Below are 26,603 nucleotides of genomic sequence, written 5' to 3' on the forward strand. Positions count from 1 at the left end.
GCGCACCGGCGCGGCGGTCAACGCCCACGCAGGAACAGCTTGTCCAGTTCCGGCAGGCTCAGTTGGGTCCAGGTCGGTCGCCCGTGGTTGCATTGCCCGGAACGTTCGGTCGCCTCCATCTCGCGCAACAGCGCATTCATTTCAGGAACGGTGAGACGCCTGCCTGCGCGCACCGAGCCATGGCATGCCATGGTGGCGAGCAGTTCGTTTTCCAACTCCTGCAGGCGACGCGAGCTGCCGTGCTGCGCCAACTCGCCCAGCACGTCGCGGCACAGTTGGGCGACGTCGGCGCCTTCCAGCAAGGCGGGAATCCGCCGCACCACCACGCCGGACGGGCCGCTGCGCGACAGTTCCAGGCCCCACTCAGCCAGCGCGTCCGCGTGTTCTTCGGCGGCGGCGGCTTCTTTCGCGCTCACCGAAACATTCAACGGCACCAGCAGCATCTGCGAACGCAGGTTGCTGCAGGCGCGCCCGGTCTTGAGCTTTTCGTAGGTGATGCGCTCGTGCGCCGCGTGCATGTCCACCAGGATCAGCCCGTGCGCATTTTCCGCGAGGATATAGATGCCCTTGAGCTGGGCGATGGCGAAACCCAACGGCGGCGCTTCCTCCTCGCTGGATTCGGGCATGGGCGCGTTGGCCGCGAAGCTCAACGGCGATGGCGCATTCGCCGGCTCGCCCAGCAACGCCGCATAATCGGCCAGCGGTTCGTCGCGCACGCCCAGGCTCAGGCGGCTCTGGCTGAAGGCATTCGGCCACGCCGGCGCGGACATGGGCTGCGCGGACGATGCCATGCTGTACGAAGGCGCCAAGGCGACGGGCTGCGGCTCGCTCACGGGCAAGCCCGCATGGCCGGCGCGCGTCTGCGCCAGCGCTTCGTGCAACGTGCGGAACAGGAAGTCGTGCACCAGCCGCTGCTCGCGGAAACGGACCTCATGCTTGGCCGGATGCACGTTCACATCCACGCCGGCAGGGTCCAGTTCCAGGTACAGCACGAACGCCGGATGGCGCCCGTGGAACAGCACGTCGGCATAAGCCTGGCGCACCGCATGCGCAACGACGCGATCGCGCACCAGCCGCCCGTTGACGTAGAAATATTGCGAGTCCGCCTGCGAACGCGACGCGGTCGGCAAGCCTACCCAGCCCGACAGATGCAGGCCGGCCGCGGCATGATCGATGCGCAGGCTCTGGGCTGGGAAATCCTCGCCCATCACTTCCGCCACGCGCAGCAGCGCCGCGCTTTCATCGCGCGCCGCCTTGAGGATGCGCACCGGCTTGCCGTTGTGGCTCAGGCGGAATTCCACCGAACCGCGCGCCAGCGCCAGCGATTTCAGCAGATCGTCGATATGCGCGAACTCGGTGCGCTCCGCACGGAGAAACTTGCGTCGCGCCGGCACGTTGTAGAACAGGTCGCGCACTTCCACGCTGCTGCCCTGCGGGTGCTGCGCCGGGCGCGCCGCCTGCACCTTGCCGCCGTCCACCTCGATGCGGAATGCGGTGTCCATGCCCTGCGCGCGCGAGGTCAGCGCAAAGCGCGCCACCGATGACACCGAGGCCAAGGCCTCGCCACGAAAGCCCATGCTGGCGACGTGTTCCAGGTCGTCGAAGCTGCCGATCTTGCTGGTGGCGTGCGAGGCCACCGCCAGCTGCAGTTCGTCGGGAACGATGCCGCAACCGTCATCGCGCACGCGGATCAGACGGGCGCCGCCCTGCTCGATGTCCACTTCGATGCGCGTGGCCCCGGCATCCAGGCTGTTCTCGACCAGTTCCTTCACCACGGAAGAAGGCCGTTCGATCACTTCGCCAGCGGCGATCTGGTTGATGAGTTCGGGCGGAAGGGGACGGATGACTGGCATCCGGGAAGCTTAACGGGAAAAGCGAGAAGTGAGTAAAGAGGAGTGAGAAGTGAGAGAAAGCAGGCGGTTACGCGGATCTTCTCTCACTTCTCACTTCTCACTTCTCTTCACTCACTCCTGGCTCTTCAGCCTGCGGGGATCGCCAGCATCATGCCCACGCGCACGCTGCTGTCGCTGTCCAGCTTGTTGGCGGTCTTGAGCGCGTTGATGCTGACGCCGTACTGCTTGGCGATGCTGCGCAGGCTCTCGCCGCGCTCGACGCGGTGCAGGTCCTGCACGCCGTCGTCGGCGCGGCTGGAGGCGTTGGACGAGGAAGCCATGGCCTGCGCCACGGCTCGGGTGGCCTTGGCGGAGGTGTCGTCGTCGCCCTGCGACGAGGCCACGTTCGCCACGCCGTTGCGACGGGACGCCTGCGCGGCGAACCAGCTGCCCGGCGGCGGCGTGGATTCGAAATAGCTGCGGATACCACCCATCACCGCGGTGGCCAGGCGCGACTGGTGCGACGGGTCGCGCAGCTTGCGCTCTTCGTCCGGGTTACTGATGAAGGCGGTTTCCACCAGGATCGAGGGCACGTCCGGCGAACGCAGCACCACGAAGTTGGCGCGTTCCACATAGCCGCGATGCGTGGGACCCAGGCTGCCGAGCGCCTTGAGCACGTTGCCGGCGACCGATTCGCTGGCCTGCATGGAGTAGCCCTGCTGCAGGTCCAGCAGAACGGCGGCGAGGCCATCGTTCTTGTCGTCCAGGGTGACGCCGCCGATCAGGTCGGCGCGGTTCTGGCCGTCGGCCAGCCAGCGCGCGGCCATGCTGGTCTTGCCGCGCGGCGACAGCACCCACACCGAGGAACCCTTGGCATCGCCGTTGATGAAGGCGTCGGCGTGGATCGACACGAACAGGTCGGCCGAATTGTTGCGGGCGATCTGGTAGCGCTGCGCCAGCGGAATGAAGAAGTCCGCATTGCGCGTCAGCACGGCGCGCATGCCGGGCTGCTGGTTGATCTGCTCGGCCAGCTGGCGCGCCACCGCCAGGGTGACGTTCTTCTCCAGCGTACCGCCAGGGCCGTGCGCGCCCGGGTCTTCGCCGCCGTGGCCGGCATCGATGGCGATGACCACCTTGCGCTCGCCGTTGAGCAGCGCAGCGGCCGCGCGCGTGGAGGCCATGCCGCTCTGGGTCGGCTTGAGCGAGGACTTGCCCGTGCTGCGCACAGGCTCGGGCGCAGGCACTGGTGTCTGCACAGGCGCAGGCGGCGGCGTCACGGCCGCAGCAGCGGTCGCGCCGTTGTCGCTGTCACGGTCGTCCTCCGACGGGGCCGGGGGCGGCGCGGACGTCTTCACCGGTGCCGAGCGGGTCGCCACGTTGCCGTTGCCGGGGTACAGGTCCACCACCAGCCGGTAGCCGTAATCGGCCTGCGGCTTGAGCAAGAAGCTCTTCACGGTGCTGGAGGGGTCGATCTTGGCGGTCAGGCGGACGTTGTTGCCCTGCCTCTCCCCGCTGATGCCCTTGTAGAGGCCCGTCGCGCCAGGCGAGCTGAAACTGCTGGCGAGGGAGCTGGCGTTGACGTCCACGGTCAGCTCGCCACCGTCCTGGTTGAGCTTGTAGGTCACCGGGCCGGAAACGTCGAGCACCACGCGGGTGTATTCGGGGCCGGCCCAGACGCGGGCGGACTTCACGTCGGCCGCGCGAGCCACGCAAAAAGGCGCCACGGCCAGCAAGGCCACGGCGCCGAGCAAAGCAGGATGCGTCCTTAATCCCTTCATGGAGCGGAATTGAAGCCTAGCCGCCCTGCGATTGCAAGAGGTTTTCCCTTGAATATCCATAACCTGCGGCGCTTTTGTCAGTCGGCATCCAGCTATCGGCCGCAAGCCACGCAAACTGAAGGCTTAGCCGTCGGCCAGCCGCGAAACAAAAATCTCAGTAAGTACCGATACTTAGGCCAGGAGGCCGCTCAGGCCAGGCGTGAGGCGACGGCGGCGCCGCGCTCCGTACGCGCTTCCATCCGGGCCTGGCGCCCGGTGCCGGCATACCCCAGGTGCACGATCAGGTCGGGAGCCGGAAGCGCTCCCGCGCCACGCTCCGGCCACTCCACCAGCACCAGTGCGGCCGGATCGGACAGCGCATCCAGCCCCAGCCATTCCAATTCGCCGGGATCGGCGATGCGGTACAGATCCAGGTGCCAGGCGGGGCGCCCGTTCGCCCGATAGGACTCGACCAGGCTGTAGGTCGGGCTCTTGATCCGCTCGCCCACGCCCAGCGCCCCAAGCAGGGCCCGGGCGAAACTGGTCTTGCCGGCGCCCAGGTCGCCATGCAGATAAACCACCAGCCCACCCTGCAGCGCGCCCGCCATGCGGGTCGCGAGCGCGGCGGTGGCGGCCTCGTCGGGCAGATTCCAGCGGTGATCCGTCATGAGTCCTGTCCGTTGAGCAGGCGGCGCAGTGGGTCCAGCAGGTCGGTGGCGAGCAGGCCGCGCTCGCCACCACCCTGCCGCGCGGCGAGGTCGCCCGCACGCGCGTGCAGCGCCACGCCAAGGCAAGCCGCCTGCCAGGCATCGCAGCCCTGCGCGATCAGCGCGGCGATGATGCCGGTGAGCAGGTCGCCCATGCCGCCCGTCGCCATGCCTGGATTGCCCCAGGGACATACCGCCACGCGACCATTGGAATCGGCCACCAGACTGCCCGCCCCCTTGAGCACGGCCACCGCGCGATAGCGGCGGGTCAGCTCGCGCGCGGCGGCAAAGCGGTCCTTGGCGATGGCGGCGGTATCGCAGTCGAGCAGGCGCGCGGCTTCCCCGGGATGCGGCGTGATCACGGCGGTGGCCGGTAGTTCGCGCGGCTCACGTGCCAGCAGATTCAGACCATCGGCATCCAGCACCAGCGGCTTGCCGGACTCGATCGCGGTCAGCCACAAGGCATGGCCCCAAGCGCCCTGCCCCAACCCGGGGCCCAGGGCCAGCACGGTTGCACGCGGCAGCAGGGCTTCCAGCGCCTGCGGGCCATTCACCTCGTGCACCATCAGTTCGGGACGGGCGCTGTTGAGCGCCGTGAGGTGTTCGGCGCGCGTGGCCACGCTGACCAGCCCCGCGCCGCCGCGCAACGCAGCTTCGCCGCACAGCCGGATCGCACCCGCCGTGCCGTGGTCCCCGCCGATCGCCAGCACGTGGCCGTTGTTGCCCTTGTGCGCCTGGCGCGGACGCGACGGCAGGGTCCAGGGCCGCATGAGTTCGGCATCCGCCTGCGCGTCCTGCCAAAGCGTTTCAGGCAGGCCCAGCGGCTCCCACTGCACATTCCCCACGTAACCCGGTGCAAGTCCGGTGAAGAGGCCGCGCTTGGCGGCGATAAAGGTCACGGTGACATTCGCCTGCACCGCAGCGCCCGGCACGTCGCCCGTATCGGCGTTGACGCCGGAGGGCACGTCCAGCGCCAGCACCGGCGCGCCCGTCGCGTGGATACGGTCCACCAAGGCCGCCACCTCCGCCGCCAACGCACGCGTGAGGCCGGTTCCGTAGAGCGCATCCACATGGACGTCCACCAGCGGCAGTTCGATGTCCTGCCGCCACGCATGCACCGTGCCGCCACCGTGCTCGAATTCGCGACGCGCGCGAACGGCATCCTCGCCGCGGCTTTCACCGTATGCGAATACCTCCGCGTGGATGCCGGCCTCACGCGCCAATGCAGCGAGCAGAAAGCCATCGCCGCCGTTGTTGCCCGGGCCGCCATACACCGCGATGCGCCGCGCCTTCGGCCAGTGCTGGCGCAGGCATACCAGCGCGACGGCGGCGGCCCGTTGCATCAGTTCGTAACCGGGAATGCCGAGCACCTCGATGGCGCGGCGATCGAGCGCCCGCACCTGTTCGACGGTGTAGAGCTCGTGATGATGGGCGGCGGCGGTCATGCGAGGAATTATAGGCATGCGCACCCAGGGTTCGGCGCATAGAGCCTGTTCACGATCTCCGCGTAGCCCGCGTTGTTCTTGAGTGGCCGCCCGGCGGCGCTGCGTGGCGCAGCGCCTGCCTGGTGGGCAGGTCAAGCCGCGCGGTGCCGTTGGGTGGCCGCTCAAGAACAACCCTCCGGGCCGGGTCTGTTTGCCCGCAGGCCGGCGTCATCATTCGGTCGTGTACGGACGTACACTCCTCGCTCCTCAAAACCGTGGCCATCCATGGCCACTCCCCGCGTGCCCTCGCTCTTCCTTGTCCTGCGTGCAAACAGCTCCCGGCGCGGGCCACGCGGAGATCGTGAACAGGCTCTTAGCCCGCCTACAATACGCGCATGTCTTCCGTTTCCACGCCATCCGCCGGCTACGCCGCGCTCGCGCTCGACATCAAGCGCTGGGCGCGCGAGCTGGGGTTCGCCGATTGCGGCATCGCCGGCATCGACCTGGGCGAAGACGAACTGCACCTCAAGCGCTGGCTCGACGACGGCCATCACGGTGAGATGGAGTACATGGCACGCCACGGCGACAAGCGCAGCCGCCCCGCCGAACTGGAACCGGGCACGCTGCGCGTGATTTCCGTACGCATGGATTACATTCCGCCCGGCACGCGCAATGCCTGGAACGTGCTGCACGATGCCGAGGCAGGCTACGTCGCGCGCTACGCGCTGGGCCGCGATTACCACAAGCTGATGCGCAACCGGCTGCAGAAACTGGCCGAGCGCATCCACGGCGCCATTGGCGACTTCGGTTATCGCGCCTTCGTCGATTCCGCGCCGGTGCTGGAAAAAGCGCTGGCACGCAACGCCGGGCTGGGCTGGATCGGCAAGCACACCGTGCTCATCAATCGCAGCGCGGGCTCGTATTTTTTCCTCGGCGAGCTCTACACCGACCTGCCCCTGCCCATCGATGCAGCGGCCAGCGCGCATTGCGGCAGTTGCCGGCGCTGCATCGACATCTGCCCCACGCAGGCCATCGTCGCGCCGTACAAGCTCGATGCGCGGCGCTGCATTTCGTATCTCACCATCGAGTTGCGCGGAAGCATTCCGGAAGAACTGCGCGAGCCGATGGGCAACCGCATCTTCGGCTGCGACGACTGCCAATTGATCTGCCCCTGGAACAAGTTTGCGCAGGACGCGACGGAACCGGATTTCGCGCCACGCCACCAACTGGACGGCGCGAAGCTGGTGGAGCTGTTCGGCTGGAGCGAACAGGAGTTCCTGCAGCGCACCGAAGGCATGGCCATCCGCCGCACGGGTTACGAGGGCTGGCTGCGCAATGTCGCCGTGGCGCTCGGCAATGCGCCGCGCAGCGAGGAAGTGCGGCAGGCCTTGCTCGCGCGCGCCGATCATCCCTCCGCCATCGTGCGCGAGCACGTGGCCTGGGCATTGGCACGGCAGTCGGCCTGAGTCGGTGAAGCACGACGGGAGCGCACATGCGCTCCCGCAGCAAGCAGCCGTTATTGCGCGATGCGACGCTCGTGGATGGCTTCGATCAGCGCCCGAGTGGCGGAATCGAAGGAATCCGCACGCGCGGAACCGCCCTCCTCCAGCGCCGGCAGGATCTGTCGCGCAATCGCCTTGCCCAGCTCCACGCCCCACTGGTCGAACGCGTTGATGCCCCAAAGATGGCCGAGCATGAACACCTTGTGCTCGTACAGCGCGATCAATGCGCCCAGGCTTTCGGGAGTCAGCGCGTCCAGCAGCATCACCGTGCTCGGGCGGTCGCCCGGGAAGGTGCGCTGCGCGGCGAGCACGCGGCGCTCTTCTTCCGTGCCCGACTTGGCTTCGGCGAGTGCTTCATCCAGCGTCTTGCCCAGCGCCAGCGCCGCGGCCTGCGCGAGCAGATTCGACAGCAGCGCGTCGTGGTTGGCGCCCAGATCGTGCGCGGGCTTGACCACGCCGATGAATTCCAGCGGCACGACATCCGTGCCCTGATGCAGCGACTGGAAATAGGCGTGCTGCGCATTGGTGCCCACGCTGCCCCACACCACCGCCGAGGTGGACTGGGTCACGTGCTGGCCCTGCGGCGTGACCTGCTTGCCCAGGCTTTCCATCTCCAGCTGTTGCAGGTAGGAGGTGAGGTCGGTGAGCAGATCCGCGTACGGCACCACGGCGCGGCTGCCGCGGCCCTGCGCGTTGCGGTTCCAGTACTCCACCAGGCTGAGCAGCACCGGCAGGTTTTCCGACCATGCCGCCGTGCGGAAGTGATCGTCGACCAGGGCCGCGCCGCGCAGCAATTCGTGGAAGTTGTACGCGCCGATGGCGATCGCCAGCGACAGGCCCACCGCCGACCACAGCGAGAAACGGCCGCCAACGAAATCCCACATGGGATAGACCTGCGCCGCGGGCACGCCCCACTTCTCCGCTTCGGCCACGTTGGCGCTGACCGCGAGGAAATGGCGCGACACCGCCGCCTTCTCGCCGTTGTAGGCGCGGCTGATCCACTCGCGCATGACGTTGCCGTTGAGCAGCGTTTCCTGCGTGGTGAAGGTCTTGGACACCACGATGACCAGCGTGCGCTTGGGATCGAGCCGGTGCATCAGCTCATAGGCGGACTGGCCATCCACATTGGTGAGGAAGTGGCTGCGCAGGCCGGGCACGTGATACGGCGTGAGCGCGCGCACGGCCAAACGGGGGCCGAGGTCCGAGCCGCCGATGCCGATGTTCACCACGTCGGTGATGCCGGGCGCCACGCCAAACGCGCTGGCGTCGCCCAGTTCCATGGCCTTCACCAGCGCATCGATGCGCCGCAGCGTTTCGTCGATTTCCTTGAGCGCCTCGCGCGGCGCGGGCGATGGCAGCTGCGAGCCGCTGGCGCGCAGCGCGGTATGCAGCACCGCGCGGTTTTCCGAGGTGTTGATGGGTGCGCCCGCGAACATGGCGTCGCGGGCCGCCTGCCAGCCGGAGGCTTCGACGTGTGCGCCCAAGGCGTCGAGCGCCGGCAGGTCGAGCTTCTGGCGGCTGAGATCCAGCAGGACCGGGCCAAGGCGATGGCGCAGGCGCTTGCCGCGCGCGGCATCCTTCAACAGCTCACGAAGATGCGTGCCGGCCAGACGGTCGACGTGTTCTGCCAGGAAAGACGGACGGCGCTCGTGCGACATGGGATCTCATGCTTGGCGTGGAGAGATCCCGATCTTACGCAGCTTTTCGCGCCGCGCGCCAGCGGATTTGTTGCGCCGCACCCATGCGCCGCCCGAGGGGCGGCGCTGGTGTTGTCAGGCAGCGGCCATCTGCTTGGGAATGGAGCGATTGGTATGCGAAATGGCGTTGTTGGCGTCCACGTACACCAGGGTCGGCTGGAACTGCTCCGCCTCGGCTTCGGACATCTGCGCAAACGCGGCGATGATGATGAGATCGCCCGGCTGTGCACGGTGCGCGGCGCTGCCATTCACCGAGATGATGCCGGAACCCTCCTCGGCACGCAGCGCGTAGGTGACGAAGCGCTTGCCGTTGTTGATGTTCCACGCATGGATCTGCTCGTACTCGCGAATGCCGGAGGCATCGAGCAACAGGCCGTCGATGGCGATGGAGCCTTCGTAGTGGAGCTCGGCATGGGTCACCGTGGCACGGTGAATCTTGCACTTGAGCATGTTCAGGTTCATGACTTCAGTTCCGGCAGGTACAGCCCGCGTAGCTCGCCATTATCCCGCCGGGACGCGCCGCATCGCAACAAGAGTCCCGGCAAGGGCCAGATGGGGCCGGTCAGTCGAAAGGCAAGTTGTCGATCAGGCGGGTGGAACCCAGCCGCGCGGCGATCAGGGCCACCAGGCCCTCGGTTTCGCCATCGGCGGGCTCGGAGAGGTCCTCCGCCCGCCGGATGGCGGCGTAATCCGGCTCGAAGCCCGCACGCGCCAGCTTGGACGCGGCGGCCTGCTCCACCACCGTCCGGGCATGGCCCTTGGCGATGAGGTCGCGCATCTGCTGCAAGGTGGCGTGGACCTGGGGCGCCAGCGCGCGCTGCTCGGGCGAGAGGTACTGGTTGCGCGAGCTGAGCGCCAGGCCGTCGTCGGCGCGCAGGGTGGGCGCACCCATGATCTTCACCGGCAGCGACAGGTCGCGCACCATGCGCTCGATCACCTTGAGCTGCTGGAAATCCTTCTGGCCGAACACCGCCAGATCCGGCTGGACCAGGTTGAACAGCTTGCACACCACGGTGGCGACGCCGTCGAAATGGCCGGGGCGATGCGCCCCTTCCAGCGTTTCGGTGAGCTGGGGCACGTGGATGCTTACGCTGTTCTGCGCACCGAACGGATACAGCGTGGCGACTTCCGGCGCGAACAGCAGGTCGCAGTCCTGCTCGGCCAGGCCGACCTGATCCTGCACCAGAGTGCGCGGGTAGCGCTCGAAATCCTCGTTGGGGCCGAATTGCGTCGGGTTGACGAAGACGCTCGCCACCACGCGGTCCGCTCGGGCGCGGGCCAGCTTGACCAGGGAATGATGGCCGGCGTGGAGGTTGCCCATGGTGGGCACGAAGCCCACGGTAAGGCCCTGGCCGCGCCAGCCGCGGATGACGGCGCGCAGCTGGGCGGCATCTTGCACTGTTTGCATGTCGGTCTGCTTTAGCTCTGGGGCTTCAGTCGAAGCCATGTTCCTGCGCCGGGAAGGCGCCACTGCGCACGTCCTCGGCATAGGCCGCGATCGCCGCAGCCACAGAGTCGCGTCCTGCGAGGAAATCCTTGCTGAATTTCGGTCGCTTGCCGGGCGTGACGCCCAGCATGTCGTGCAGCACCAGCACCTGGCCGTCGCAGTGCGGGCCCGCGCCGATACCGATGGTGGGGATGGAAACGGCCTTCGTGATGCGCTCGCCCAGGGCGGTGGGAATGCCTTCCAGCACCAGCAGGTCCGCGCCGGCGGCTTCCACCGCCTTGGCATCCTCGACCAGCCGGTCGGCGGCGTCCTGCGCGCGTCCCTGGATGCGGAACCCGCCGAACTTGTGCACCGACTGCGGCGTGAGCCCCAGGTGCGCGCACACGGGAATGGCGCGCTCGACCAAGGCCGTGATCACTTCGAGAATGTGCGGGGCGGCGCCTTCGATCTTCACCATCGCCGCGCCGCCCTCGCCCACCAGCTGCGCGGCGGCTTCGAGCGCATGCGCGACATCGCGGTCGGCCATGAAGGGCAGGTCCGCGATGAGCAAGGTCGCATCGAGCCCGCGCGCCACGATGCCGGTGTGATAGACCATGTGATCCAGCGTGACCGGCAAGGTGCTCTTGTGGCCCTGGATCACCATGCCCAGCGAATCGCCCACCAGCGCCACGTCGACGCCGGCCATTTCCAGTTGCGCAGCGAAGCTGGCGTCGTAGCAGGTCAGCATGACGATGCGACGGCCTTCCGCCTTCATCGCGCGCAGCGACGGCACGGTGACCGGCTTGCGCGTGGGTGCGTTCGCTTTTTGCGCGTACACGATGATGTCCTAGAACGGAAGCAGGCGCGGATTATCCCGCGTGAAGCGTGAAGTGCTCAAGGCACGCGCTCGCAACCGGCGCTGTCCACGCGGGCCAGCAGATCGGCGACGCGCCCCTGGCCCGGCAAGACCAGATCCGGCGCCAGGTCATGCAGCGGCAGCAGCACGAAGGCGCGCTCGGCAATGCGTGGATGCGGCAGGGTCAGTCGTTCGTCGGACAGCGTCACGCCATCCAGGTGCAGCACGTCCAGATCGAGCGTGCGCGGCCCCCAGCGCTCGCCATCGCGCACCCGTCCGGCGGCGCGCTCGATGCCGAGCAAGGCGTCGAGCAGATCATGCGGCGACAACGCGGTGTCGATATGCGCGACTGCATTGATGAAGGCGGGCTGGTCCACCACGCCCCAGGGCGGCGTGAGGTAAAGCGGGGAGCGCTCGATCAAACGCGTGTGCGCAAGGCCGGCCAGCGCATCGAACGCGCGCAGCACCTGGCCGCGCGCGTCACCCAGGTTGCTGCCCAGGGCGATGAATGCTTCGGTCACGCCTGATCCGATTTCCCGCCCGACTTCGACGCCGCCTTGCGCTTGCGTCGCTTGCGCGGCTTGGGCATCGCACTCGCTTCGCTCGCACCACCACCCGAAGCACTGCCCGCCAGAGCGGCGGCCAGCGTTTCAGGCGGCAATTGCTGGGCGTGATCCCACCATTCGCCGAGTTGGCGAATGGCCGGCGATTCCGCCGCGCGCAGCAGCAGGAAATCGAATGCGGCACGGAAACGCGGATGCGCCATCAGGCGGAACACGCGCTTGCGCTGCACTTGCTCGAAGCGCGGCTGCAGGCCCCAGATCTCTTCCATGGTCAGCGTGAAGCGGCGCGGGATGGCCACGCGCTGGCACTGCTCGGCGATGACGTGCGTCGCCGCCCGCTCCCAGGCGGTGACCGGTTCCACGTCCTTGGTCATCCAGGTATGCGCCAGATCGCGCACTTCGCCCCACAGCAGCACCGCGAACAGGAAGGCCGGCGTCACCGACTTGCCTTCGGCCACGCGCGCATCGGTGTTGGCCAGGCCCTGCTCGATCAAGGCGCGCAGCGCCTCGTCGCCGCGCTTGAGCGCGCGCGCCGTGGCCGGGAACATGAACTTCAGCAGGCCTGTCTGCTCGAGCATGCGGAAGCTCTTCAACCCATGCCCCGCCAGGAACAGCTTCAGCGACTCGTCGAACAGGCGCGCCGGCGCGGCATCGGCCAGCAGCGGCCCCAGTTCGGCGAATGGCGCGGCGGCGGCCGTGTCGATGCGGAAATCCAGCTTGGCGGCCAGGCGCACCGCGCGCAGCATGCGCACCGGGTCTTCGCGATAGCGGGTGGCCGGGTCGCCGATCAGGTGCAGCACGCGGTTCTCCACGTCCTGCATGCCGCCGACGTAGTCGCGCACCGAAAAGTCGCTGATGTCGTAGTAGAGCGCGTTAACGCGGAAATCGCGGCGCAGTGCATCTTCCTCGATGGTGCCCCACACGTTGTCGCGAACGATGCGTCCGTCGACGATGTGGCGGTCGCCCTCGCCTTCTTCCTCGCCGGTGCCGCGGAACGTCGCCACCTCGATGATTTCCGGCCCATAGACCACATGGGCCAGGCGAAAGCGGCGCCCGATCAGGCGCGAATTGCGGAAGAGCTTCTTGACCTCGTCGGGCGTGGCATTGGTGGCCACGTCGAAGTCCTTCGGATGACCGCCCAGCAGGAGATCGCGCACGGCGCCTCCCACCAGATAGGCCTGGTAGCCGGCCTCGTTGAGGCGGTAGAGCACGCGCAGCGCGGCCTTGCTGATGTTCTTGCGCGAAATCACGTGCTGCTCGCGCGGGATGATGCGCAATGCAGGCGTGGCGTTGGTCCTTGCGTCGTGATTCAAGCGGTTTGGATCCTTGCGGCGCTGGGCGCCATTCAAAGCGATCATTCGCGGCATCGTTCCGCCGCATCCACAGGTCGGCCATTCGGCCCCAAGAGGCCGCTGGTCATTCCGTCCGATCGGTTCCGGCCCCTTCCGGGGCATTGCCGGGCGAAACAATTCCGCTATACTACCGCGCTCCGGTGCATTTCGCTCCCTTCGTCTAGTGGTCTAGGACACCGCCCTCTCAAGGCGGGAACACGAGTTCGAACCTCGTAGGGAGCGCCACCTCCGGCCTGGCACAGGCCGCGTCCTTCCACCCACAGGCGCGCGACAGCATGACTTTTGTCGTTACCGACAACTGCATCAAGTGCAAATACACCGACTGCGTCGAAGTTTGTCCCGTCGATGCGTTTCATGAAGGCCCCAACTTCCTCGTGATCGATCCGGACGAGTGCATCGACTGCACCCTCTGCGAGCCGGAGTGCCCGATCAATGCGATCTACCCCGAGGACGACGTCCCTGCGGGCCAGGAATCGTTCGTGGCGCTGAATGCCGAGCTGGCCAAGAGCTGGCCGGTGATCACCGAGCGCAAGGACGCCCTGGCCGACGCCAAGGAATGGGAAAACAAGCCCGACAAGCTGAACCTGCTCGAGCGCTGAGCGCGACAGCCGGCCCCGGCTCACACGCGTTTTTCCACATCCACGCTTGCGCAAAAAAGCCGCCCATTGGGCGGCTTTTTCGTGGCCGTGAGAACAGCGGATCAACCGCCGCCCAGACGCCCCTTGAGGGTATCGATGACCTTGGCCACCGCCGCGGCATCGCCCTGGGCGCGCACTTCGCTGGCCGCCTGGCCACTGGTGTTGACGGTGAGTTGCACCTGGTGCGGCGTGGCCCCCGGCGCATCGGCGGTCTGCCTGGACTTGCCGTTGAACATGCTGCTGAAGAAGCCCTTCTTCCCGGCGGGTTGATCGGTCGCGACCACGCTCAACTGAAGCGTGTGCGCATCGTCGTCATGCCCCACGATCTGTCCAATGTCGCCGTTCTCCAGCGCCCGGCTGACGCGGTGATAGGTGTTGTCAACGGTATCGTTCAGCACGAAGCCGTCCGCGATCTGGCCACCGGCCTGGCCGACGCGTGCCCTGGCGCCATTGGCGGTGGGGTTGTTGGCGCCCGTCTCGGGAATGACCAGGGCGGCACTGGTGGACGGCGTGTCCAGGCCCGGCGGAATTTCCAGCGGCGTTTCCTGTTTGGCGGTTTCCCAGGCCTTCTGCGAACGGAACATGCCGCAGCCGGAGAGCAGCAAGGCGGACAGGGCCAGTACCGGCAGGGCCACGACAAGCGGGGATTTCTTCATGTAAGCAGATTCCGTAGAAGTGTCAGTTGCCCGAAAAATCAGGCCGCATTCGCCAAGGATGCCAGAGCCGCCAGCGCTTCGCGAAGTCGCGCACGGTCCGGGCCGTCCTCCAGTTCAACCAAAGGCAGCCGGGGAGCCGCCAAACCCAGCCCCAGCGGGGGCAAGCCCGCCTTGACCGCGATCGGATTCGGCGCGCAGTTGAGCGCCGAAACCAGCGGTGCCAGCACCGCATCGCAGCGCTGGGCTTCGCCACGGTCGCCGGCGGTCGCCGCATCGCACAGCATGCGGAACGCACGAGGCACCAGATTGGCTACCACCGAGATCGTCCCTGCCCCGCCAGCGAGCATGGCCTTGCAGGCCGTGCCGTCGTCGCCGGACAGATAGACGAAATCCGGGCGCGCAAGTTCCGCCATGGCGCGAATGCGTTCGTCCGAACCCTGGGCTTCTTTGATGCCCACGATGGCCGGGTGGTCGCGCAGCGCGGCCACCGTCGCCGGCAGCAGGTCGCAGGCGGTGCGCGGGGGGACGTTGTAAAGCAGTACGGGGAGGCCACCGTGATCGGCCACCTCAAGGAAATGGCGACGCAGGCCTTCCTGGGTGGGACGCACGTAATACGGCGCGACCACCAGCGCCGCGTCGGCGCCCAGCGCCTTCGCGCGGCGGGTCAACGCCACCGTCTTGGCGGTGCCCGCCTCGCCGGTGCCGGCGATGACCGGGATGCGGCCAGCCACGCGCTCCACCGCGAAGGACAGCAGGCGCTCGTATTCCTCATGCTCGAGCATGTGGGCTTCGCCGGTGGACCCGGCCACGACCACGCCCTCGGTGCCGCCAGCGATCTGGTAGTCCAGCAGCTTTCCGAAAGCCGCGAGATCAAGCCCGCCATCCGCCGAGAACGGCGTCACCAGCGCGCAGATGCTTCCGCGAATGTCCAAGACCGGCTCCGGCTGAAAACCAAACCCCGCATGTTACTGGAAAAGCCTCTTACGCCAATACAAGACCGCCGCCAGCCGCCGGCCCGGGCAACAGGGGATTTCACGCCCGGCGCGACTGTTCATCTTGCGGAAAGCCAGGTCGCGGCGATGGCGGCCATCAAGTCCTTCCCAACCAGTGCGTCCTCGGAGCCGGGCCAGCGCCTTACTTGCGGGGCTCCTTGGCCGGCCAGTAAGCTCGACGGATGTGTTTTTTGACCCGCCTCGTGCGGGGCCGCCACAGGTGGACTCCTTGAACCGTTCTTCCGCGCGCACGGGCAGCGACAACCAGCTGCTGATCCAGACGCTGACCCCCTCGCCGCGCGCACCGCTGCTGACGCTGGCCAAGCGCATCGCCGAGGCCGGCTGCAACCTGGCCGATGCGCGCGTGGCCGCGATCGGGGCGGACACCTCGCTGACCCTGCTCGCCACCGGCGCGTGGGATGCCGTGGCCAAGCTCGAAACCGCCCTGGCCAAGCTGGCGCGCGACGAGGACCTGCGGCTGTCGTTCTACCGCACGGGGCCGCGCGAGCATCACTCCCACCTGCTGCCGTACCTGATCGAGGTGATCTCGGCGGACCGGCCCGGCATCCTGGTCAAGATCATCGATTTCTTCGACCGCCGCGACATCGTCATCGAGCAGCTCAGCTCGCTGCGCTACCAGGCCATGCAGACCGGCGCGGACATGTTCCAGGCGCAGATCACCATCGGCATTCCCGCCGCGACGCACATCGCGGCGCTGCGGGACGATTTCCTGGAATTCTGCGATGGCCTGAATCTCGATGCCATCATGGATCCGGTGAAATTCTGAGCGGCGCGGGCACGCGCTGATCACCGGATTTTCCGGCCTGCGGGCCGGGTGTTTGAGCATGCTCCTCGCGAGCACCTGCCGCAAGGGCTGTCATTCGCCCCGCCAAGCGCTAGTCTCTGTCCCCGAGGGCAGCACCGGAGAGGCATGCATGCAGCAGGAGGGTCGAGTCGCATCGATCGCAGGGCGTACATCGAACGCCCCTACGCCCTCCTCCGCTGCCCCGTTCCCCTTGATCCAGAACACGCAGCCGAAGCCGGCCACGGCTTCGCAGGAGAACCCATGCCCGACGTTGGCAAGAAAGTCCCCAAGCTCAAAGGTCCGACCGGCGATGGCAGCGAACTGAAGCTCGACAGCCTCAAAGGCCAGTGGGTGGTGGTGTACTTCTATCCGAAGGACTCAACGCCCGGTTGCACCACCGAGGCCAAGGACTTCCGCGACCTCTACCCCAAGTTCCAGAAGCGCCACGCCCAGATCATCGGCGTCTCGCGCGATTCGGTGAAGTCCCACGCGAACTTCGCCACCAAGCAGGAACTGCCGTTCCCGCTGGTTTCCGACCCCGAGGAAACCTGGTGCAAGGCCTTCGACGTGATCCACGAGAAGGTGCTGTATGGAAAACGTCACATGGGTGTCGTACGAAGTACCTTCCTGATCGATCCCGAAGGCAGGCTGGCCCAGGAATGGCGCAACGTGAAAGTCACCGGACACGCACAGGCCGTGCTCGACGCCATTCCCGCCAAGTGACCCTGCATCGCTCCTTTCGCCATGTCGCCGCCCGCTCCCTGGCACGGGCGCTCAACGCGGCGCATGGCAAACCGGCCGGATTGGCCGGGCTCCCGCGGCATGCCGCATGCCGCGGTTCATCCACCTCGCACGCCCAAGAGGTCTCTTCCGTATGACCGGAAGCAAGCGCATCTACGCTCTGGACACCAATGTGTTGCTGCACGATCCGACGTCGTTGTTCCGCTTCGAAGAGCACGATGTCTTCATCCCGATGACGGTGCTGGAGGAACTGGACGAGAAGAAGAAAGGCGCATCCGAAGTCTCGCGCAATGGCCGCCAGGTCAGCCGCTTCCTCAACGAACTGATTGTGCGCGGCAATGGCCATGGCATCAGCAATGGCATCGAGCTGTCCAATCCGGAAGGCGTCAACATCAAGCGCGGCGGCGCGGTGGGCCGGCTGTACTTCCAGCAGCGCACCACCAACGGCCAGGGCAAGGCGGACAACCTGATCCTGTCCGCAGTGATCGAACTGCGCGACCAGAACCCCGACCGCGCGGTGGTGCTGGTCACCAAGGACATCAACCTGCGCATCAAGGCCAAGATCTACGGGATCGACGCCGAAGACTACGAGAACGACCGCGCGCTCGACGACTTCACCCTGCTCTACACCGGCTCCACCGAGTTGCCGGAAGACTTCTGGGACAAGCATCCCGAAGTGCAGTCGTGGAACGAACGCGGCCGCACGTTCTACAAACTCGACCGCCGCGACGACGAGGACTGGTATCCCAACCAATGCCTGTTCCTGCCCGGCGAGAACAGCGTGGAACTGCGCGTGCTGCACGTGGACGACGCCAAGGCCACGCTGGTATTGCTTGACGATCACAGCCACGCCAACCACAGCGTCTGGGGCATTGCCGCGCGCAACCGCGAGCAGAACTTCGCGCTCAACGTGCTGATGGATCCGGACGTGGACTTCGTCACCCTGCTCGGCACCGCGGGCACCGGCAAGACGCTGCTCGCGCTCGCCGCCGGCCTGGCGCAGGTGATGGACCAGCAGCGTTACCGCGAGATCATCATGACGCGCGCCACGGTGTCCGTGGGTGAGGACATCGGCTTCCTGCCCGGTACCGAGGAAGAAAAGATGACGCCGTGGATGGGCGCGCTCACCGACAACCTCGAAGTGCTCGCCAACCCGGAAGAAGGCGGCAGCTGGGGACGCCAGGCCACCAACGACCTGCTCGCCTCGCGCATCAAGATCCGCTCGCTCAACTTCATGCGCGGACGCACCTTCCTGTCGCGCTACCTGATCATCGACGAGGCGCAGAACCTCACGCCCAAGCAGATGAAGACCCTGATCACGCGCGCGGGCCCCGGCACCAAGATCGTCTGCCTCGGCAACGTGGAGCAGATCGACACGCCGTACCTCACCGAGACCACCTCCGGCCTCACCTACGCCGTGGACCGCTTCAAGCACTGGGAACACTCAGCGCATATCACGCTGCGCCGTGGCGAGCGTTCAAGACTGGCGGATTTTGCGTCGGAGGCGTTGTAACCATGTGGCGGCGTTACGGCGATTCATGCCGGAACGCCGCCCTCTCCTTCCGCGGACCCGTCGACATTCGAGCTGCGATAATGCCCGGAACCGGAGCCCACGGAACGCGTCATGCCCCACGCCTCGCCCCCCATCGCTCTCACCATCGCCGGCTCCGACTCCGGCGGCGGCGCTGGCATCCAGGCTGATCTGAAGAGCTTCCATGCACGCGGTGTGCACGGCCTTTCCGTCATCGCCGCCATCACCTCGCAGAACACGCGCGGCGTGACGGCCGTGCATACCGTGCCCACGAAGCACATCCGCAGCCAGATCGATGCCGTGTTCGACGATTTTCCGATCGGCGCGGTCAAGACCGGCATGCTGGGCAGCGCCGCGGTGACAAAGCTGGTGGCGAAGGAAATGCGCACGCGCAAGCCGGCGTGGCTGGTGGTCGACCCGGTGATGATCTCCACCAGCGGCGCGCGCCTGCTCGACGAGGACGCCGTGCAGGCCATGGTGGACGAGCTGATTCCCCTGGCGGATATCCTTACGCCCAACCTGCCGGAAGCCGAGGCCCTACTGGGGCGCAAGCTGCGCAAGACCAAGGACTTCGACAGCGCGGGCGAAGCGCTGCTCGCGCTCGGCGCGCAGGCCGTGCTGCTCAAGGGCGGCCATTCGGACGAACGCGAGGTCATCGACCGTTTCTACGACGCGCGCGGCGTGATGGAGCTACGCCATCGCCGCCGGCCCATCGAGGGACATGGCACCGGCTGCACGCTGGCCTCCGCCATCGCGGCGGAACTGGCCAAGGGGCAGGCGCCCCGCTCGGCCGTGCGCCGTGCCGTAGCCTATGTGCAGCGTGCGCTGGAACGCAGCTACCGCCCCGGCGGCGGCGCGGTCCATGTGCTGGGCCATTGACGCGGCAAATCCGCACGCCGGCTGAACCGGCGCCCGGGCGCCCACCGGTTCAGGGAGTAGAATGGCGGTTTCGGCTCCTGGCTTCGCTTCATCCATGATTCTTGCCCCGCGTCTCGTGCTGCTGGCCATTCTTGCGCTGTTCGTGCTCTGCGTGCTGCTGGTGCACCTGCGCGGACGCTCCAAGCTGCGCTTCGACCGCCAGCTGGTGGATCACTCGGCCGTGTTCGCGCCGTACAACCTGCTGATGTACGCCTTCTCCGCGGTGCCGGCCAAGCCCATCCTGGATCGCCGCGGCTTCCCGCAACTGGATCTGCTGCAGGCCAATTGGCAGGCCATCCGCGAGGAAGCGCTGCACCTGTTCGACGAGGGTTACATCCGCGCGGCCGAGAAGAACAACGACGCCAGCTTCAACAGCTTCTTCAAGCAGGGCTGGAAGCGCTTTTACCTGAAGTGGTACGGCGAACCGCTGGCCTCCGCCGAGGCGCTGTGCCCCAAGACGGTCGCGCTGCTCAATTCCATCCCCAGCGTGAAGGCCGCGATGTTCGCCCTGCTGCCGCCGGGCAGCAAGCTCAACCCGCACCGCGATCCGTTCGCCGGTTCGCTGCGCTACCACCTGGGCCTGATCACCCCGAACTCGGAAGACTGCCGCATCTTCGTCGACGGCGAGATCCACAGCTGGGGCGACGGCAAGGACGTGGTGTTCGACGAAACCTATGTGCACTGGGCGGAAAACCGCACCGACCAGACCCGCGTGATCCTGTTCGCCGACGTGGAGCGCCCGCTGCGCACGCGCTTCATGAATGCGGTCAACAAGCGCGTCGGCGCTTTCATGGGCAAGATCACCGCCTCGCCGAATACCGAATCCCCGGAAGAAAAGACCGGCTTCGTCAACCGCGTGTTCGCCATGAACCAGCGCAGCCGCGAGCGCAACCGCGCCTTCAAGAAGAAGTTCCCCAAGCTGTTCCGCGCGGTGAAATACGTGGGCATGCTGGTGCTGATCTGGATCATCTTTCTGGCACCCTGGCCGTTCTTCCGCTGAGCGGTCACGAACGGCGTCGTTCGCGCGTCCATGAAGTGTCAGCCTTCAGGAGAACGCCATGGACCGCGCCACCGCCACCTTCCAGCAGCACCGCCCTCGCCTGCTCGGCCTGGCCTACCGCATGCTCGGCACCCAGGCCGATGCCGAGGACGTGCTGCATGACGCCTGGCTGCGCTGGCACCAGCAGGACACCAGCGCGCTCGACGACGCCGAGGCCTGGTTGGTCACCGTCACCACGCGCCTGTCGCTGGACCGCCTGCGCCGCGCCAAGACGGAACGCCAGCATTACACCGGCCCCTGGCTACCCGAACCGCTGGTGGAGTCAACGGAGCAGCCCGAGGCGGAGCTGGAGCGTGCCGAAAGCCTCAGCCTGTCGTTTCTCGCCTTGCTGGAACGGCTGAGTCCGGACGAACGCGCGGCCTTCCTGCTGGTCCAGGTGTTCGATTACAGCCACGCGGAAACGGCCGCCATGCTGCAGATCACCGAGGACGCCTGCCGCCAGCGCGTGCATCGGGCGCGGCAACGCCTGCGCGAGGGGCGGCCCCGCTTCACGCATTCGCCTGAAACGCAGCGCCGGTTGCTGGAGAAATTCCGCGACGCGCTGGAAAGCGCCAGCGTCGAATCGCTGCAGGCGCTGTTTGCGGAAGATGCCCTGCATCTCGCCGACGGCGGCGGCAAGGCCACGGCCACGCTGCGGCCGCTGCATGGCGGCGAGCGCATCGTGCGGCTCTACGCCATCATCGCCCAGCGTTATCGCCACCTGCCGATCGTGCACCGCCTGCAGTGGCTCAATGGCGCGCCTGCGCTGCTCACCTGGGTGGACGCGAAGCTGGCGACGGTGGCCTGGATCGAAACGGACGGCGAGCGCATCACCGCCATCCACTCGCTGCGCAACCCGGAAAAACTCGCGCGGCTGGAAGCTGTCACGAATCCGCAGGCTGGCACGTCCTTGTCCTGAACGGCCATTGTGGCCGCCCAACCCAAGGAAACCGCCATGTCCAAGCGTCTCTCGTTCGTGAAGTACCACCAGGCCCTCAAGCCGCTCTATGACTTCAACCAGGCCATGCACCAGTGCGGGCTGGAACGCCCACTGGTCGAGCTCGTGCTCATGCGGGCGTCGCAGATCAACGGCTGCGCCTACTGCATGGACATGCACAGCAAGGACGCGCGCGCCGAAGGCGAAACCGAGCAGCGCCTCTACATGCTGCCCGGCTGGCGCGAAGCCGGTTCGATCTACAGCGAACGCGAATGCGCCGCGCTGGCCTGGACCGAGGCGGTGACGCGACTGGGCGAGCATGGTGTATCCGATGAGGTTTACGCGCGCGCCCTGGCCTCTTTCAGCGAAGAGGAACTGGTCAACCTCACCATCATCATCGGCATGATCAATATCTGGAACCGCATCAACGTCTCGTTCCAGACGCCCGCCGGCAGCTACAAGCCCGCCGCCAAGGCAGCCTGACCAACGCACGGCCACCGCCATTCGGGCGACATCCGCGTATGAAAAAAGCCCCTCTCGACGAGAGGGGCTTTCCGCTTTCACACACAGGTCAGGCTTTAGGCCTTGACGCGCTTGACGATGGCGTCGCCGAAGCTGGACGTGGTGCCCTTGCCGCCGATGTCCGGCGTGACGCTGTCGCGGTCGTGGGTCATCACGTCGCGGATGGCGTTGCGCACCTTGTCGCCCTTCTCGACCATGCCGAGGTGGTCGAGCATGTCGGCGGCGGCGAGCAGCAGCGCGCAGGGGTTGGCGATGCCCTTGCCGGCGATGTCCGGGGCCGAGCCGTGCACGGCTTCGAAGATCGCCGCCTCGGTGCCGATGTTGTCGCCCGGGGCAAGACCCAGGCCGCCCACCAGGCCGGCGCACAGGTCAGAGAGAATGTCGCCGAACAGGTTGGTGGTGACGATCACGTCGAACTGTTCGGGCTTCATCACCAGCTGCATGCAGGCGTTGTCAACGATCATCTCGTTGAACTCGATCTGCGGGTATTCCTTGGCAATTTCACGCGCCACGTTGAGGAACAGGCCCGAGGCGGTCTTGATGATGTTGGCCTTGTGCACGGCCGTGACCTTCTTGCGGCCCTTCTTCACGGCAAGTTCGAAGGCGTAGCGCACGATGCGGCTGGAGCCCTTGCGGGTGTTGCGCACCATGGAGATGGCGGTTTCGCCGTCTTCCGACAGGGTCTGGCCTTCGGACAGGTACGCACCCTCGGTGTTCTCGCGCACCGTGATGATGTCGATGTTCTCGAAGCGCGCCTTGGTGCCCGGGAAGCTGATCGCCGGACGCACGTTGGCGTACAGGTCGAAGTGGCGACGCAGCGTGACGTTGATGGAGGTGAAGCCACCGCCCACCGGCGTGGTCAGCGGACCCTTCAGCGCCACCTTGTGCTTGGCGATGGCGTCGAGCGTCGGCTGCGGCAGCAGGTCGCCGCTCTTCTCCAGCGCAACCATGCCGGCATCGACGAACTCGTAGGACAGGCCGCAGTCCAGGGCGTCGAGCACGCGCAGCGTGGCGTTCATGATCTCGGGGCCGATACCGTCGCCCGGAATCACGGCAATGGTCTTGCTCATGGGGACACTCCTTGGGATATGAATCGAGCAACCCTGTGGCGGGGACGACAGGGCTATGAAACCCGCCAATTATCCCCGATGAGCCTGCACGCAGCCAGAGCGGAACGGCCGACGGCCGTTGCAAATCCTCGCATGCAGCATTGAATAAACTCGCATGCGTCAACGGAACGGCAAGGGCGGCAGGAGCGGCCGCCCCGCTATGGTTCCCGCGCGGTTATCCCGCGTGATTGGCGTGGTCCGCCGCCGGCGCGGCACCCTCGCCCGATTCCAGCCGGTCGAGGAAATCGACCGCCCGGCGCAGGTGCGGGATCACGATGGAGCCGCCCACCACCAGGCCGACGCTGAAGGTTTCGAAAAATTCTTCGCGGGTGACGCCCGCTTCCTTGCACTGCGCCACGTGGTAACTGATGCAGTCGTCGCAGCGCAGCACCATGGAGGCCACTAGGCCCAGCAGCTCCTTGGTCTTCACGTCCAGCGCGCCGGGCTTGTAGGTCTGCGTATCCAGCGCGAAGAAGCGCCGGACGACCTGGTTGTCCTCCGCCAGGATGCGCTCGTTCATGCGCTGGCGGAACGCGGTGAATTCGGCGACGCGATCCTTCCCGGCCTGATCGTCCTTGGCAGCGCTCATGCGTTGGCCTCCAGCAGTTCCGCCAGCTTGCCGCTGCGGTCGGCCGCGACGAGGTCGTCGAAACCGCCCACGTGGTGGTCGTTGATGAAAATCTGCGGCACCGTGCGGCGACCGCCGCTGCGCGCCAGCATCAACTCGCGCTGAGACGGATCGGTGTCGATGCGCACCTCGGTCCACTCCAGTCCCTTGGACTTGAGCAAGTTCTTGGCGGACACGCAGTACGGACACACCGCGGTGGAATAGACCTCAATCTTGGGCACGACACACTCCGAAAACCTGGTAACCCTCCCGTGTCCCCAAGATGGGGGCCCGGGCGCTGTAAACAACGGTGAAGGCGACTGAACCGACGGCTTGAGCCGAGGTCAGTAATGGTATTGTCGCCCACCTAGACGAATGGCACCAAACCCAGCCCTGAAGGGCTATTTCCCAGGTCTCGGCCCCGGCCGAACCACAAAAGCTGACCACATGACCGAAGCAAAGCCCGCGGGCAGGACGCCCAAGCGTCGTTTCACTCCCACCCGCCTCCTGACGGCCATGCTGTGCGCCGGCCTGACCTTTGGCGCGGCCGCGCAGGACAAGGACGTGCGCCTGCCCGACCTGGGCAGCTCGGCCAATGCCCTGATCTCGCCGCAGGAAGCCCAGGACTACGGCGCGGCCATGCTGCGCCAGATGCGCGCGCTGGACATGGTGGTCGACGATCCGATGCTGGACGACTACATCAACGACCTGGGCTACCGGCTGGTGTCGGGCAGCGAAAAGCCCAAGGACCACTTCTCGTTCTTCATCGTCAAGGACAACGTGATCAACGCGTTCGCCGCGCCCGGCGGCTACATCGCGGTGAACTCGGGCCTGATCATCATCACCAACAGCGAGAGCGAACTGGCGGGCGTGATCGCCCACGAAATCGGCCACATCACGCAGAACCACCTGCAGCGTGCGTTCGAGGCCTCCAAGAAGGACACGCCGCTGATGGCGCTGGTGCTGCTGGGCGCCATCGTGGCCGGCGCGGGCGCCGGTGCGGGCGATGCCGCAGGCGCCATCATGGCCGGCGGCCAGGGCCTGCTGCTGCAGCGCCAGATCAACTTCACCCGCAAGGACGAGATCGAAGCCGACCGCGCCGGCATCCAGACGCTCGCCAACGCGGGCTACGACCCCAATGCCATGGCCTCGTTCTTCGGCCGCATGGAGGACACCTTGCGCGTCGGCTCCGGCGGCGACCTGGGCGACGTTCCGGCGTTCCTGCAAGACCATCCTGTCACCCTGGACCGCATCAGCGACGCCAAGGCGCGTGCCGGCGCGCTGGCCGACCGGCAGAAGCAGCGCCCGTCCGGCTCGACCCTGGACAAGACGCAGTGGGAGAAGAGCACGGCGCCCATCGCCTTCGTGAAGGACCCCACCGCCATCGCCAACCGGGACAGCAAAGGCGGCCTGGACACGTACTCGCTGATGCGCGAACGCGTGCGCGTGCTGTCGGGCGACCCGGGGCAGCTGGCCACGTACTACGCCAACAACCTGCAGAACCAACGCGGCTTCGACACGCCGGCCAATCGCTACGGCTACGCGCTGGCGCTCACGCGCAGCAATCGCGGCGCCAAGGCGGTGGACGAGTTGCAGCCCCTGCTGACCGCGCATCCAAACAACCCGGTCGTTCGCCTGGCCATGGCCGATGCCAAGCTGCAGGCGGGACGGCGCGCCGAGGCGCTGACTCTCTACGCCGATCTCAATCAGCAATCCCCGCGAAACCGCGCTATCGGCATGGGCTACGCCAAGGCGCTCACCGAAGGCGGCACGCAGGAAGAAGCACGGCAGGCGGCGATCATGCTCATGCCGATGCTGGACAACAACGACGAGCCGGGGCTGTACCGCACCTATGCCCAGGCGGCCGACAAGGCCGGCGACCCGGTCCGTGCCGGCGAGGCCTACGCCGATGCGTCCTACCTGTCCGGACGTCCATTCGATGCCATGGAACAGCTCAAGCGCCTGCAGCAGCGGCCTGACCTCGACTACTACGCGCGCGCCCGCATCCAGGCGCGCATCAACGACCTGACGCCGCTGGTGATGGAACTGCGCAAGCGCCGCATCCAGACCGACGACAACCCCGACGGCCGCAGCCAGCAGCTGCAGAACCGGGAAAACTGCCAGGGCCGGCTGTGCTTCAGCGCCCTGGACGCCACGCGCTGATTCAGTCCGCTGTGAGACGGCGTTTGCGCCGTCATGTTGCGGCTACGTGAAATGTCATCTGGGCGTAACATTGCCCCGCTGCAATATTTGCGTCACAGCCCTCCCCCAGCGGACATAACGCGTGCACAAGCGCATCCTGATCGTCGAAGACGAAGCTTCGATCCGCGACATGGTCGCCTTCGCCCTGCGCAAGGCCGGCATGGACGCCATCCACGCCGCCGACGCGCGGGCCGCCCAATTGGCCATTGCCGAACAGGTACCGGACCTCATCCTGCTGGACTGGATGCTGCCCGGCACCAGCGGCCTGGACCTGGCGCGCCGCCTGCGCAAGGAAGAACTGAGCCGCGAAGTCCCCATCATCATGCTTACCGCGCGCGGCGAGGAAATGGACCGCGTGAACGGCCTGGAAGCCGGCGTGGACGACTACGTCGTCAAGCCGTTCTCCACCCGCGAACTGGTCGCCCGCATCAAGGCCGTGCTTCGCCGCAGCCAGGGCGACGACGGCTCGGGCATGGTGGAACTCGGCGGCCTGCGCATCGATGGACCGGCGCATCGCGTGTTCGCCGGCGAAGAACCGGTGACCATCGGCCCCACCGAATACCGCCTGCTGTATTTCTTCATGACGCACCCCGAACGCGTGTACTCGCGCGCGCAACTGCTCGACCACGTGTGGGGCGGCAGCGTGTACGTGGAGGAACGCACGGTGGACGTCCATATCCGCCGGCTGCGCAAGACGCTCGAGCCGTGGAAGCTGGACGACATGGTGCAGACGGTGCGCGGCGCGGGCTACCGCTTCTCCGCCAGCATCTGACTATTGCGGTAACGCGTG

General features: G+C 66.8%; 26 protein-coding genes and 1 tRNA gene. 12 read left to right on the forward strand and 15 right to left on the reverse strand.

The features are described from left to right. Window positions 1-17: 17 nt before the first annotated feature. The 4 genes from mutL to BDW41_RS10025 form a co-directional block, all read right to left on the reverse strand. Window positions 18-1,853 carry a DNA mismatch repair endonuclease MutL gene (gene mutL, locus BDW41_RS10010; RefSeq protein ID WP_074551554.1) on the reverse strand — a complete coding sequence of 612 codons (1,836 nt, stop codon included), beginning with the start codon at window positions 1,851-1,853 and terminating at the stop codon, window positions 18-20. A 125-nt stretch (window positions 1,854-1,978) separates the two neighbouring features. Then, the gene (locus tag BDW41_RS10015) at window positions 1,979-3,610 is read right to left on the reverse strand and encodes an N-acetylmuramoyl-L-alanine amidase (RefSeq protein WP_074551552.1); all 1,632 of its coding nucleotides are present in this window, start codon (window positions 3,608-3,610) and stop codon (window positions 1,979-1,981) included. Window positions 3,611-3,798: 188 nt separating this feature from the next. Next, window positions 3,799-4,257, reverse strand: coding sequence for a tRNA (adenosine(37)-N6)-threonylcarbamoyltransferase complex ATPase subunit type 1 TsaE (gene tsaE, locus BDW41_RS10020; protein ID WP_074551550.1), 459 nt, complete (start codon window positions 4,255-4,257; stop codon window positions 3,799-3,801). Further along, window positions 4,254-5,741 carry a bifunctional ADP-dependent NAD(P)H-hydrate dehydratase/NAD(P)H-hydrate epimerase gene (locus tag BDW41_RS10025; protein ID WP_074551548.1) on the reverse strand — a complete coding sequence of 496 codons (1,488 nt, stop codon included), beginning with the start codon at window positions 5,739-5,741 and terminating at the stop codon, window positions 4,254-4,256. Before BDW41_RS10025 ends, tsaE begins: the two co-directional genes overlap by 4 nt. Before the next feature lie 374 nt (window positions 5,742-6,115). Here BDW41_RS10025 and queG point away from each other — a divergent pair, with 374 nt between their 5' ends. Further along, on the forward strand, window positions 6,116-7,186 hold the full coding sequence (queG, locus tag BDW41_RS10030) for a tRNA epoxyqueuosine(34) reductase QueG (RefSeq protein ID WP_074551546.1): 1,071 nt from the start codon (window positions 6,116-6,118) through the stop codon (window positions 7,184-7,186). Window positions 7,187-7,236: 50 nt separating this feature from the next. Here queG and pgi read toward each other — a convergent pair whose 3' ends face one another. From pgi to pcnB, 6 genes are all read right to left on the reverse strand, one after another. Then, entirely contained in the window at window positions 7,237-8,880 is a 1,644-nt protein-coding gene (gene pgi / locus BDW41_RS10035) for a glucose-6-phosphate isomerase (RefSeq protein WP_074551545.1), read from the reverse strand. Window positions 8,881-8,994: 114 nt separating this feature from the next. Next, a complete protein-coding gene (gene panD / locus BDW41_RS10040; RefSeq protein WP_074551543.1) occupies window positions 8,995-9,381 on the reverse strand; it encodes an aspartate 1-decarboxylase in 387 nt (128 codons plus the stop codon). A gap of 100 nt (window positions 9,382-9,481) precedes the next feature. After that, the gene (panC, locus tag BDW41_RS10045) at window positions 9,482-10,327 is read right to left on the reverse strand and encodes a pantoate--beta-alanine ligase (protein ID WP_074551541.1); all 846 of its coding nucleotides are present in this window, start codon (window positions 10,325-10,327) and stop codon (window positions 9,482-9,484) included. 25 nt (window positions 10,328-10,352) lie between these two features. Next, window positions 10,353-11,183 carry a 3-methyl-2-oxobutanoate hydroxymethyltransferase gene (panB, locus tag BDW41_RS10050; RefSeq protein ID WP_074551539.1) on the reverse strand — a complete coding sequence of 277 codons (831 nt, stop codon included), beginning with the start codon at window positions 11,181-11,183 and terminating at the stop codon, window positions 10,353-10,355. Between the two features lie 56 nt (window positions 11,184-11,239). Then, window positions 11,240-11,722 carry a 2-amino-4-hydroxy-6-hydroxymethyldihydropteridine diphosphokinase gene (gene folK / locus BDW41_RS10055; protein ID WP_074551537.1) on the reverse strand — a complete coding sequence of 161 codons (483 nt, stop codon included), beginning with the start codon at window positions 11,720-11,722 and terminating at the stop codon, window positions 11,240-11,242. After that, entirely contained in the window at window positions 11,719-13,077 is a 1,359-nt protein-coding gene (gene pcnB / locus BDW41_RS10060) for a polynucleotide adenylyltransferase PcnB (protein ID WP_074551615.1), read from the reverse strand. Before pcnB ends, folK begins: the two co-directional genes overlap by 4 nt. A 188-nt stretch (window positions 13,078-13,265) precedes the next feature. Between pcnB and BDW41_RS10065 the strand changes: the two genes are divergently transcribed. Beyond that, window positions 13,266-13,341 (forward strand) — tRNA-Glu (locus BDW41_RS10065). Between the two features lie 50 nt (window positions 13,342-13,391). Next, entirely contained in the window at window positions 13,392-13,715 is a 324-nt protein-coding gene (fdxA, locus tag BDW41_RS10070; protein WP_074551535.1) for a ferredoxin FdxA, read from the forward strand. A gap of 101 nt (window positions 13,716-13,816) precedes the next feature. Here fdxA and BDW41_RS10075 read toward each other — a convergent pair whose 3' ends face one another. Together BDW41_RS10075 and dapA are read right to left on the reverse strand one after the other, a co-directional pair. Continuing rightward, complete coding sequence (locus BDW41_RS10075; RefSeq protein ID WP_074551533.1) at window positions 13,817-14,410, reverse strand: hypothetical protein; 594 nt, start codon at window positions 14,408-14,410, stop codon at window positions 13,817-13,819. Between the two features lie 38 nt (window positions 14,411-14,448). Beyond that, window positions 14,449-15,342: a 4-hydroxy-tetrahydrodipicolinate synthase gene (gene dapA / locus BDW41_RS10080; RefSeq protein ID WP_074551531.1), complete on the reverse strand. Its 894-nt coding sequence runs from the start codon at window positions 15,340-15,342 to the stop codon at window positions 14,449-14,451. Window positions 15,343-15,622: 280 nt separating this feature from the next. Between dapA and BDW41_RS10085 the strand changes: the two genes are divergently transcribed. The 7 genes from BDW41_RS10085 (at window position 15,623) to BDW41_RS10115 (ending at window position 21,856) form a co-directional block, all read left to right on the forward strand. Beyond that, entirely contained in the window at window positions 15,623-16,189 is a 567-nt protein-coding gene (locus BDW41_RS10085; RefSeq protein WP_110301579.1) for a glycine cleavage system protein R, read from the forward strand. A gap of 279 nt (window positions 16,190-16,468) precedes the next feature. Then, window positions 16,469-16,930, forward strand: coding sequence for a peroxiredoxin (locus BDW41_RS10090; RefSeq protein WP_074551529.1), 462 nt, complete (start codon window positions 16,469-16,471; stop codon window positions 16,928-16,930). Window positions 16,931-17,081: 151 nt separating this feature from the next. After that, entirely contained in the window at window positions 17,082-18,461 is a 1,380-nt protein-coding gene (locus BDW41_RS10095) for a PhoH family protein (RefSeq protein ID WP_074551528.1), read from the forward strand. Window positions 18,462-18,572: 111 nt separating this feature from the next. Then, window positions 18,573-19,358: a bifunctional hydroxymethylpyrimidine kinase/phosphomethylpyrimidine kinase gene (thiD, locus tag BDW41_RS10100; RefSeq protein WP_074551526.1), complete on the forward strand. Its 786-nt coding sequence runs from the start codon at window positions 18,573-18,575 to the stop codon at window positions 19,356-19,358. Between the two features lie 94 nt (window positions 19,359-19,452). Further along, entirely contained in the window at window positions 19,453-20,397 is a 945-nt protein-coding gene (locus BDW41_RS10105) for an aspartyl/asparaginyl beta-hydroxylase domain-containing protein (protein ID WP_074551524.1), read from the forward strand. A 58-nt stretch (window positions 20,398-20,455) separates the two neighbouring features. Further along, the gene (gene sigJ, locus BDW41_RS10110; RefSeq protein WP_074551523.1) at window positions 20,456-21,355 is read left to right on the forward strand and encodes an RNA polymerase sigma factor SigJ; all 900 of its coding nucleotides are present in this window, start codon (window positions 20,456-20,458) and stop codon (window positions 21,353-21,355) included. A gap of 36 nt (window positions 21,356-21,391) precedes the next feature. Then, window positions 21,392-21,856 (forward strand): carboxymuconolactone decarboxylase family protein, encoded by a 465-nt coding sequence (locus BDW41_RS10115; protein WP_074551521.1) that lies wholly within the window; start codon window positions 21,392-21,394, stop codon window positions 21,854-21,856. Between the two features lie 95 nt (window positions 21,857-21,951). Here BDW41_RS10115 and BDW41_RS10120 read toward each other — a convergent pair whose 3' ends face one another. From BDW41_RS10120 to grxC, 3 genes are all read right to left on the reverse strand, one after another. Beyond that, entirely contained in the window at window positions 21,952-22,965 is a 1,014-nt protein-coding gene (locus BDW41_RS10120; protein WP_074551519.1) for an isocitrate dehydrogenase, read from the reverse strand. A 214-nt stretch (window positions 22,966-23,179) separates the two neighbouring features. After that, a complete protein-coding gene (locus tag BDW41_RS10125; RefSeq protein WP_074551518.1) occupies window positions 23,180-23,593 on the reverse strand; it encodes a carboxymuconolactone decarboxylase family protein in 414 nt (137 codons plus the stop codon). After that, window positions 23,590-23,853: a glutaredoxin 3 gene (gene grxC / locus BDW41_RS10130; protein ID WP_074551517.1), complete on the reverse strand. Its 264-nt coding sequence runs from the start codon at window positions 23,851-23,853 to the stop codon at window positions 23,590-23,592. Before grxC ends, BDW41_RS10125 begins: the two co-directional genes overlap by 4 nt. Window positions 23,854-24,058: 205 nt before the next feature. On the opposite strand from grxC, the gene BDW41_RS10135 reads away from it, so the two are divergent. Together BDW41_RS10135 and phoB are read left to right on the forward strand one after the other, a co-directional pair. Continuing rightward, window positions 24,059-25,774, forward strand: coding sequence for a M48 family metalloprotease (locus tag BDW41_RS10135; RefSeq protein ID WP_074551515.1), 1,716 nt, complete (start codon window positions 24,059-24,061; stop codon window positions 25,772-25,774). 121 nt (window positions 25,775-25,895) lie between these two features. Further along, window positions 25,896-26,585: a phosphate regulon transcriptional regulator PhoB gene (gene phoB / locus BDW41_RS10140; RefSeq protein ID WP_074551513.1), complete on the forward strand. Its 690-nt coding sequence runs from the start codon at window positions 25,896-25,898 to the stop codon at window positions 26,583-26,585. Window positions 26,586-26,603: the final 18 nt, after the last annotated feature.

The organism is Dyella sp. AtDHG13 (assembly GCF_003201105.1).
In the GTDB taxonomy this organism is placed as follows: Bacteria; Pseudomonadota; Gammaproteobacteria; order Xanthomonadales; family Rhodanobacteraceae; genus Dyella; species Dyella jiangningensis_B.

Bases quoted from the DNA above. Each gene is read 5' to 3' on its own strand.
- mutL (WP_074551554.1), bottom strand. From the start codon at position 1,853: ATGCCAGTCATCCGTCCCCTTCCGCCCGAACTCATCAACCAGATCGCC.
- BDW41_RS10015 (WP_074551552.1), bottom strand. From the start codon at position 3,610: ATGAAGGGATTAAGGACGCATCCTGCTTTGCTCGGCGCCGTGGCCTTG.
- tsaE (WP_074551550.1), bottom strand. From the start codon at position 4,257: ATGACGGATCACCGCTGGAATCTGCCCGACGAGGCCGCCACCGCCGCG.
- BDW41_RS10025 (WP_074551548.1), bottom strand. From the start codon at position 5,741: ATGACCGCCGCCGCCCATCATCACGAGCTCTACACCGTCGAACAGGTG.
- queG (WP_074551546.1), top strand. From the start codon at position 6,116: ATGTCTTCCGTTTCCACGCCATCCGCCGGCTACGCCGCGCTCGCGCTC.
- pgi (WP_074551545.1), bottom strand. From the start codon at position 8,880: ATGTCGCACGAGCGCCGTCCGTCTTTCCTGGCAGAACACGTCGACCGT.
- panD (WP_074551543.1), bottom strand. From the start codon at position 9,381: ATGAACCTGAACATGCTCAAGTGCAAGATTCACCGTGCCACGGTGACC.
- panC (WP_074551541.1), bottom strand. From the start codon at position 10,327: ATGCAAACAGTGCAAGATGCCGCCCAGCTGCGCGCCGTCATCCGCGGC.
- fdxA (WP_074551535.1), top strand. From the start codon at position 13,392: ATGACTTTTGTCGTTACCGACAACTGCATCAAGTGCAAATACACCGAC.
- BDW41_RS10075 (WP_074551533.1), bottom strand. From the start codon at position 14,410: ATGAAGAAATCCCCGCTTGTCGTGGCCCTGCCGGTACTGGCCCTGTCC.
- BDW41_RS10090 (WP_074551529.1), top strand. From the start codon at position 16,469: ATGCCCGACGTTGGCAAGAAAGTCCCCAAGCTCAAAGGTCCGACCGGC.
- BDW41_RS10095 (WP_074551528.1), top strand. From the start codon at position 17,082: ATGACCGGAAGCAAGCGCATCTACGCTCTGGACACCAATGTGTTGCTG.
- thiD (WP_074551526.1), top strand. From the start codon at position 18,573: ATGCCCCACGCCTCGCCCCCCATCGCTCTCACCATCGCCGGCTCCGAC.
- BDW41_RS10105 (WP_074551524.1), top strand. From the start codon at position 19,453: ATGATTCTTGCCCCGCGTCTCGTGCTGCTGGCCATTCTTGCGCTGTTC.
- sigJ (WP_074551523.1), top strand. From the start codon at position 20,456: ATGGACCGCGCCACCGCCACCTTCCAGCAGCACCGCCCTCGCCTGCTC.
- BDW41_RS10115 (WP_074551521.1), top strand. From the start codon at position 21,392: ATGTCCAAGCGTCTCTCGTTCGTGAAGTACCACCAGGCCCTCAAGCCG.
- BDW41_RS10120 (WP_074551519.1), bottom strand. From the start codon at position 22,965: ATGAGCAAGACCATTGCCGTGATTCCGGGCGACGGTATCGGCCCCGAG.
- BDW41_RS10125 (WP_074551518.1), bottom strand. From the start codon at position 23,593: ATGAGCGCTGCCAAGGACGATCAGGCCGGGAAGGATCGCGTCGCCGAA.
- BDW41_RS10135 (WP_074551515.1), top strand. From the start codon at position 24,059: ATGACCGAAGCAAAGCCCGCGGGCAGGACGCCCAAGCGTCGTTTCACT.